A 257-nucleotide genomic window follows, 5' to 3' on the forward strand; every position below is an offset into this window, starting at 1 on the left:
GGCGGCCAGGGCCTCGTGCAACCACTGCTTGGCGGTGGTGATCGCTTCGATGGGGGCCTCGCTGCTTGCCTGCGGGGACAGCTTGGCCAGGCATGCCGTGATCGCCGATGACAACGCACAGCCGGTGCCGTGCAGGTTGTCGGTGGCAATCCGTTCGGCGGCCAGCCAGCGCTGGCCCTGAGGGGAGGCCAGCAAATCCGGGCAGGTTTCACCCCGCAGGTGCCCACCCTTGAGTACCACGTAAAGCGCGCCCAAGG

Annotated in this window: 1 protein-coding gene; it reads right to left on the reverse strand. The window is 68.1% G+C overall.

Features of this window, described 5'->3' with window-relative positions; all coding sequences use genetic code 11:
• On the reverse strand, positions 1-240 hold a 240-nt coding region (locus tag V0R37_RS22695), incomplete at its 3' end, for a bifunctional hydroxymethylpyrimidine kinase/phosphomethylpyrimidine kinase (RefSeq protein WP_420376633.1).
• Between the last annotated feature and the right edge of the window lie 17 nt (positions 241-257).

The sequence above is a fragment of the Pollutimonas rozaliensis genome (genome assembly GCF_048751585.1).
Classification (GTDB): domain Bacteria; phylum Pseudomonadota; class Gammaproteobacteria; order Burkholderiales; family Burkholderiaceae_B.